Source organism: Otoolea muris (assembly GCF_943193115.1).
GTDB classification, from domain to species: domain Bacteria; phylum Bacillota; class Clostridia; order Lachnospirales; family Lachnospiraceae; genus Otoolea; species Otoolea muris.
On the sequence record NZ_CALPCY010000055.1, the window covers coordinates 23,218 to 31,065 of the forward strand.

Here is a 7,848-nt window from a genome sequence, read left to right on the forward strand (position 1 = left end):
TTAAATATGAGATTTATATGCTTATGTAATTCTTGAAAATAATTGATAAGTTTATATTTGCATGGTAGAGAAATTTGCAATCCATAAGGATTATAAAATTGTGGAGGATAGTTTATATGACGGATAAGAAACAGGGTAAAGAACTTAGGACAGATAATTTGGTTAAAATCCCATATTTTGATGAAGAAGCTGCACAAGATTATTTGGACATGCGCAACGGAGGGCATCTTGACTGGTCTACAGATGAAAATAAAGAGCGATTAGGGAAAATAATTGGAGAAATCGAGGCTGATATTGGAGGAGGTATTAATATTTTATCGATGCTAAAAGCGTCTTTTCAGGGTAAAGGTGATATGGGGTATTCTTCTATAGTTTCTAAAGTCGTTGATAGTAAATTGCAGAATACTTTGTTGACAGATTATCTTGCAAGAGCAAATGGAGATGACAATGTTTATAAGTTTGAAAGTGTCACTGTGGCTCCTTATCCTAATTCCTTTACTATGTATAAAATGTTTAGTTCCTATTTGACGATTGTACCTAAAGAACAAATGCCTATTGATATGGAAAAGTTGAATCAGGCAATTTTAGGAGAACGAGGTTATTATGAAATGATTGTTGATGATGGAAATAAAAAGTCTGTTTTGCGTTTTAATATTAATGCCTTTAGAAATAATTACAACTTGGCAGATTTTCTAAAGATGAAATTGACATATTATGGTGTGCCAGTTGGCAAATTAAACTTGGAAAATCTGAAAATTGAAAATGAATTTAATTATATAAATAAACCCGAAAGAGTTTCAGCAGAAATGGTATTGGGAGATGTTATAGAAGAATCCGTGGATGAGTGCACAGTGTATGATGTCATAATTGCAGGAGTGTCGCATGAGTAGCTATATTTTTTATGGTTCTAAGAGGGAATTTCAAAATAAAATACCAGAAAAACATAGAACATTGACAGATTTGGTAATGGAACTTGATGTTAGTAAAATGTTAGTGCAAATAGAGGGACAAGAACATAAAGAAAAAAATGTGGAGAAAGTAAAAGTAGAAAACTTTGTAGCGGGTTCTCAGGAATATGCCGGAGTACGAGAACACGTGATATTGAATTTTGCTAATTTCCTTGCAAAAATGGATGTTAAAAATATATATTTACATAATCCGCCACTTCAGATTAGTGAGCAAATTAAGCGTCTTTACCCCGATACAATAGTGGAAACGCAGGAATATAGAACAGTAACCGAAAAAACGATAAAGGTTATTCATGAAAAATACAATAATATTGTTATTGGACAAAGTAGTGTAAAGACACAATTAATGAAGGCGCTATTACCATTAACATTAAATGATAGGGAAAAACCAGTCGTAATGCTGTTTTATGGCAGTTCTGGAATTGGTAAGACAGAAACGGCTAATTTTATTAGCGCATGTTTAGAAGAAAAAATTTTTAGAAAACAATTTTCGATGTTTCAAAATAATCAGTTTTCAACATATTTGTTTGGCGGAGCACATTATGAGAAGAGCTTTGCAAAAGATTTGTTGGATCGGGAATCTAATGTGATTTTGTTAGATGAATTTGATAAGGCGCATCCTACGTTTCATAGTGCATTTTATCAGTTGTTTGATGAAGGGATTTTTGAGGATCAGAATTATATAGTGCAACTAAAAAAGTCGGTTATTATTTGTACATCCAATTATAAAGATGAGGATGAAATTAGAAAAGAATTAGGCGATGCAATTTTTAATAGATTTGATGTTGTCATAGGATTTAATGAGTTAAGTGAAGATGCAAAATTAAAAATTATGGAAATGTCTATATCAAAGATGCAGATGAAATATAAAGAGGAAAAGGGTATAGAAATGTCGGAACAATATTTGGACAGTTTAAAAAGTGCTGCTGTTAAATGCAGAAATGCAAGGGAAATACATCATTTGGTTAGTGATACTTTTGCATTGTATTATATAAAGCAAATTTGTGGTAATGGATGCTAAAATTAATTAAATTGGCACAAGGATTGAAAACTAATAGTGAAGGCGATAAAGGATACGGGAGGATAAATCATGGTATTTTATGCAGAATATTATAAATGTGCTTTGCAAGTAAATCCGTTTAGCTATGCAAAGTATAGAGGAGAGGCTGTTCAAAACGAAGATGTGTATAATGATAAGATTGTAGAAAAATGCAAGCAGTGTGACATACGAGTTGTTGGTTTAGCGGATCACGGATCAGTTGATACAACTGAAACATTGAGAAAAAAACTTCAAGAAAGTGGGATAGTTGTATTTCCAGGATTTGAAATTTCATCTGCTGAGAAAATACATATGGTGTGTTTATTTCCGCCAGAAAAAACATTATCGGAATTAAATCGGATTTTGGGTTCTTTGGGGCTTCCGGCTACAATGGAGGTTGAAACTGATCCAAGTACAAAGTCTTGTATCGAAATTGCAAAAACAATTAAAGATGCAGGTGGTTTTTGGTATGCAGCGCATATTACTGGAGATAATGGTATATTGAAATTAGGACAAATGCAACAAGTGTGGAAGGATAAATTATTAGTGGCTGCACAAATACCCGCATCTAAAGAAGAAATTGACCCCAAGTATGTTAATATAATTCGTAATAATGATCCTCAATATAAGAGAGCGCGTAAAGTTGCATTGATAAATGCAAAAGATATTGAGAAACCAGAGGATTTAGAGGCAGCTTCGGCATCAACATTGATAAAAATGACAGCTCCTTCTTTTGATAATTTTGTTATGGCATTTAATGATCCAGAATCAAGGATTAGATTAAACTCGGAAGTAGAGAATACCTATCAAAGTTGCATTAGAAAGATAGAAGTTTTTGGAGGCTATTTAGATGGACTGGTAATAGAGTTTTCGGATAATCTTACAACACTTATTGGTGGAAGAGGAACTGGTAAGTCAACGATAATAAATTTGATTAGATATGCTATGAATATTAAAATTGAGGGGAAAGAAGAAAAGAAAGAATTTGATAATATGATTACTGCAAATTTGGGTAGTCAGGGGAGAATAGAAATAGAGGTTGTTTCTAATAGTTATTATGGAAAAAAATTTAAAATAATCAGAAGATACAATCAAAAACCTGTAATAGAAGATGAAAAGAATAATGTTGTGGATCTAGAGGTAAAAGAGCTGTTACCTTTAGTTGAAATTTATGGACAGAATGAGATTATTGGAACTGTTAATAATCAAGAAAGAATAGAAAAAATTGTAAAGAGGCTTTTTCCAGAAAATCAGCAAATAAAGGAAAAGATAGAAGAGGCATACGATAAATTAAAAGATAATGGAAATAAATTGGGAAAAGTGGAGGAAGAAATAGAAAGTGGTGATGAGACGGTTAGTGATTTACCAGCGGTTAAAGAACGTTTAAAATATTTTGAGACGGCGGGGATAGATAAAAAGTTGTCTCTAATAACAAAATTGTCAACAGAAGAAGCACAATTTGAAAGCTATGAAAACAGAATACCAAGTGAAGCTTTTAGTATAACAACATTAGGGAAAATTGAAACTGATAATACAGAGTTACTGAATTACGAGAAAGCTATTGATGAATACAATGAAACGGTTGAGCGGATTAAAGCTATTTATCAATTAGCAGTAGATAAATTAAAAAAAGAATATGATAAAGAGAAGACTATTTGGGAGAATAAGCGAAACGAATGTGAAAATGAGGTTAAAGAATCATTAAAAGGAATTGAAGGAATACAGGATAAGTCTGCTTCAGAGATTGTAGCAGAATATACAGAGTTAGTAAAGAAAGCTAAACTCGCTGAACCGATTCAGAGCAAGAAGGATTCTTTGGAGAAGCAAAAACAACAATTATTGCAAGAAAGAAAAAATATAATTGAAGAATGTAGAAAATGTTGGGATGAAAGTGATGCCGAGTTACAGAAACAGATAAAGAAACTTAATAAAAAGAAATTAAATGGTAAAGTACGACTGTCAATTAAATTTCATCAACAGAAGCAGGAATTGGTGTCGGTTTTATCCAAAATTGATAGGGTTACTGAAAAGGGACTAAAGGGTATTTTAGATTATCAGGATTTTGAAATATTTACATTTGTTGATAACATCCGACAAGGGGGAGATGTATTAAGCGGGGAGTATTCTTTAACAGCAAGTGTAGCAGATAAAATTGTCATGAGTCTTAGTGAAAAGCAATTACGAGAATTAGAAGAATTGCAATTGAAGAATATATATGTTATTGAATTGGAAGTTGGAGGTAATTTTAAAACAATTGATAGACTGTCCAAAGGTCAGCAATGTACGGCAATTTTAAATATATTGCTATTAGATAATAAAGATCCACTTGTTGTGGATCAGCCAGAGGATAATTTGGACAATTCCTTTATAGCTGAAAATTTAATAGAGCTTATTAGGGAAAATAAGATTAAGCGTCAATACATTTTTGCTACACACAATGCAAATATACCAGTTTTTGGTGATGCGGAATTGATTGTTGCTATGGAAGAAAAGGAGGGCCAGGGTCAAATTACTGAAAATGGAATTGGTTCGATAGATGCAAAGGATGTAAAAGAAAAAGTTGTTCAAATTCTAGAAGGCGGAAGAGATGCATTCCAAATGAGAAAGCGAAAATATAATATTGATTAATGAGTTCGAGTGTTGGAAGTGGAGCTAAAATAAATTTTCGACAGGTTTATTGTTGGAAATGAGTAAAAAAGTTTTTATTGGAAAATTAAATTGTGCTTGGCTACAAATTGGCTACAAAAATTCTGAAAACACAGAGAAAAACAATATTTTCAGAAAATATAATGACAGAAAACCCTGAAAACACGCTATCTGTCACACAAGGTTCTCACAACCTAATCCGTGAGGGTGGTAGGACTGTTGGGTCTGGTCGTGTGGTTACTATCATTGAGTAATCAGTAAAAAGCTAGATTTTATGGGGCTTTCCGAGGAATCGGGAAGCCCTTTTTTGAAACTATGCAACAATGAAAATGTGTAAAGCGGTGCCAAAACGGTGCCATAAAAAAGAACTCCGATGAAATTTGGCACCGTTTTCATCGGAGTTTGTCTTTTTACCAACCTTTTATTTGCTTTACCTGTTCTGCCCGCTCTTTGTCTTTGTGGTACTGCAACTTGAACTGTATCGTTTCCACTACTTCCTTTCTTGCTTCATCGTCTAGCTGATAAAATGAAGTCAGCAGGTTATCCACATCGGGCATATTGTTTTCCCAAACAGATACATAGTAACCGCCAAATAATAATGCGGTCAGATATAAAATTACCCCAGCCCTTTGCGAGTTGGAGTAATTCACTATAATTCACATGTGCTTTTTGATAGATTGGAGTTTTTGACTCCAGGGTGCAAGCTCTGCCAGCTGATCATCAGTCATCTCTTTCGTTGGCCGATGTTCCAGCAGAAATTTCAGATATCTGTAAATGTTCAGGTCGTGCGCCTTTGCCATCTCAACCATTGTATAGACTACAGCACTGGCATTGGCTCCTTCTACAGAATCACTGAACAGCCAGTTCTTCCTGCCGACCGCAAACGGACGGATTGCGTTCTCGCTGAGATTGTTTGTGAAGCTGCAGCGGCCATCCTCCAGATAAGTCTGTGCTGTTTCCCGCCGGTTAAGGACATAATTCACCGCTTTATCCATGCGGGTATTCCGGACTGGCTTTTGCTGCTCAAGCCACGACCAGAAAGCCTCCAGAACAGGTTTTTCCTTCTCGAGACGCAGTGCCTTCCGTTTTTCATAATCACCGGGATATTTTTTGTGAATGGAATCCTCTATGGCAAACAGGCGGTTACAATACTGGACTCCCTGTACTGCCGGCTGGCTGTAATCATACTGTTTCCCCTTGGGCACTGCATCAATAAAGTACCGACGTATGTGGGACTTATTCCAGTTCTCGAATAAGTCCCATTATCCCAGAAGTATTATTATTCTGGGAGAACTGCCAACATCAGCGTAAATCGGCAGTTCTCCGTTTTGAATCCCGAATAACAATAACTACTTTTTACCTTAAGAATTCCGGTATGTTACTTTTGCCATTCGTGTCCTCAAAATGAGAATTATCCTTGAGAAACCATTTGTCATTCCACGATTTAAGCTGTTTATTCATGGTATCCTGCGTTATCTCTGTATATATCTGAGTAGTCTGCAAGGATACATGCCCGAGAAAGTTCTTAACCACAATAAGCGGAACCCCTGCTTCAAGCATATGGGTGGCAGTAGTATGCCTCAAATGGGGAGCTCCCCATTTTTGATATTATGGGGAGTGAAGTAAAATGGGGAGTCCTTAAAAAAATCCCATATTTTCGTATGTTTCTGATAAAATCACTCCCCATTTTACTTTGATGATATACTGGCTCCGAAAGGAGGATGTAACTTATGAATAATGACATCCATGAAGCAATCCAGTTTATCATCTCGTCCCTTGAAAAACAGGGACAAGCTCCCGGCACGCTGAAGAACTATATTAATTCATTTCATGTTTTTGAACAGTATTTAGAGGAGAACTCTATCTGTGAGGTAAATGAGAGAATCTGCCTTGAGTATATACAGTTCAAAACAGGTAAAAAAATCAACAGCTTTCGAGGAACAACCCTTGACCCCAACCTGAACCGTCGTATGAAGCCCCTCCATCTGCTTTTGATGTATCTCGAAACAGGAACATTCCACTATGAGCCAAGAAAGCAGGTACAGCTTTTCCAATGCCCATCCGATTATCTTGAGATTTACCAGTCCTTTGAGGAATACTGTAATGCCAGGGGATATGCTGAAGCAACAAAGGATCTGAACATCCGCCATGTACGGAACCTTCTGCTATATCTGGAATCCCAGGATATCAAGGAACTCGGGCAGATAACGGCGTCATGTCTGGAAACGTTCCTGCACACGTATGATAAAGTTTCTGTTAAATATGTAGGCACTGTGCTGTATGTCCTGCGCAACTTCGGGCATTTTTTGTTCTTCCAAGGCTTTACCAGCCACGACCTTTCCGATCTGCTTCCCAAAATCAGGATACCAAGGAATGGGACGGTCCCCTATTCCTGGAAAAAAGATGAGGTCAAAAAACTCCTGGCGGCTGTTGACCGAGAAGACCCAAAAGGGAAACGGGATTATGCGATCCTACTGATGGTCACCCGGCTGGGACTGCGGGTCAGTGACATACGCAGTCTCCGGCTTAAGGATATCAACTGGGTACGCAAGACGATTCATATCATAATGAAGAAAACCGGGCAGCCCCTGGAACTCCCATTGCTGGAGGACATCGGCTGGGCAGTCATCGATTACCTGAAAAACGGCAGGCCATCTACCGGATGCGACCGGCTGTTTGTCAGACACAGGCCTCCATTCAGTGCGTTTGGTGAACAGGAATCCCTGCACAAGGAACTCCACCGGTACATGGTCAAGGCAGGACTGGACATGGCACTCCCAGGACACCATGGAATGCATTCCCTCAGGAGCACCCTTGCCAAGAACATGTTGGATTCCGGCGCTCCGCTCCCGGTCATCTCAGAAACGCTTGGGCACCAGAACATCAATACAACCGCAATCTATCTGAAAATAGATCTGGAAGGCCTGCGCAAATGTGCGCTTGATCCGGAGGAGGTGTTCCATCCATGAGAGATTATCAGTGGAAAAGCACCCTTTCCGGATTGATACAATCCTATATCCATACAAAACACATGACTGGATTCCGGTTTCAGTGTCAGGAACGTTATCTTCAGCATTTTGACCATTTCCACTATTATAATGGATACCAGGGGCAGGAACTTACAAAAACCATGATGGATGACTTTATCTACACGGAGCATGAACGGCCTTCTTCCCATTATAATAAAGAAGTAGT

General features: G+C 37.2%; 7 protein-coding genes and 1 pseudogene. 5 read left to right on the forward strand and 3 right to left on the reverse strand.

The window, feature by feature from the left end:
* The first annotated feature begins 116 nt into the window (after positions 1 to 116).
* The 3 genes from NFS31_RS21925 to NFS31_RS21935 all read left to right on the forward strand — a co-directional run bounded on the left by NFS31_RS21925 (position 117) and on the right by NFS31_RS21935 (position 4,635).
* Entirely contained in the window at positions 117 to 890 is a 774-nt protein-coding gene (locus tag NFS31_RS21925; protein ID WP_251499991.1) for a DUF6414 family protein, read from the forward strand.
* Positions 883 to 1,989 carry an AAA family ATPase gene (locus tag NFS31_RS21930; RefSeq protein WP_251499994.1) on the forward strand — a complete coding sequence of 369 codons (1,107 nt, stop codon included), beginning with the start codon at positions 883 to 885 and terminating at the stop codon, positions 1,987 to 1,989. Before NFS31_RS21925 ends, NFS31_RS21930 begins: the two co-directional genes overlap by 8 nt.
* 69 nt (positions 1,990 to 2,058) lie before the next feature.
* Complete coding sequence (locus tag NFS31_RS21935; protein ID WP_251499996.1) at positions 2,059 to 4,635, forward strand: TrlF family AAA-like ATPase; 2,577 nt, start codon at positions 2,059 to 2,061, stop codon at positions 4,633 to 4,635.
* Between the two features lie 428 nt (positions 4,636 to 5,063).
* Here NFS31_RS21935 and NFS31_RS21940 read toward each other — a convergent pair whose 3' ends face one another.
* From NFS31_RS21940 to NFS31_RS28035, 3 genes and pseudogenes are all read right to left on the reverse strand, one after another.
* On the reverse strand, positions 5,064 to 5,303 hold the full coding sequence (locus tag NFS31_RS21940) for a hypothetical protein (RefSeq protein WP_251499998.1): 240 nt from the start codon (positions 5,301 to 5,303) through the stop codon (positions 5,064 to 5,066).
* 6 nt (positions 5,304 to 5,309) lie between these two features.
* Positions 5,310 to 5,888 (reverse strand): annotated as a pseudogene (locus NFS31_RS21945) (IS66 family transposase); the annotation flags it as partial.
* 121 nt (positions 5,889 to 6,009) lie between these two features.
* On the reverse strand, positions 6,010 to 6,237 hold the full coding sequence (locus tag NFS31_RS28035; protein ID WP_275563917.1) for a tyrosine-type recombinase/integrase: 228 nt from the start codon (positions 6,235 to 6,237) through the stop codon (positions 6,010 to 6,012).
* A 146-nt stretch (positions 6,238 to 6,383) separates the two neighbouring features.
* On the opposite strand from NFS31_RS28035, the gene NFS31_RS21950 reads away from it, so the two are divergent.
* Positions 6,384 to 7,622 (forward strand): site-specific integrase, encoded by a 1,239-nt coding sequence (locus NFS31_RS21950; protein ID WP_251500000.1) that lies wholly within the window; start codon positions 6,384 to 6,386, stop codon positions 7,620 to 7,622.
* Positions 7,619 to 7,848 (forward strand): hypothetical protein (locus NFS31_RS21955; protein ID WP_251500002.1); only part of this gene is annotated, 230 nt, incomplete at its 3' end. The genes NFS31_RS21950 and NFS31_RS21955, both read left to right, overlap by 4 nt.

Coding starts and splice junctions, on each gene's coding strand:
- NFS31_RS21925 (WP_251499991.1), top strand. CDS start 117: ATGACGGATAAGAAACAGGGTAAAGAACTTAGGACAGATAATTTGGTT.
- NFS31_RS21930 (WP_251499994.1), top strand. CDS start 883: ATGAGTAGCTATATTTTTTATGGTTCTAAGAGGGAATTTCAAAATAAA.
- NFS31_RS21950 (WP_251500000.1), top strand. CDS start 6,384: ATGAATAATGACATCCATGAAGCAATCCAGTTTATCATCTCGTCCCTT.
- NFS31_RS21935 (WP_251499996.1), top strand. CDS start 2,059: ATGGTATTTTATGCAGAATATTATAAATGTGCTTTGCAAGTAAATCCG.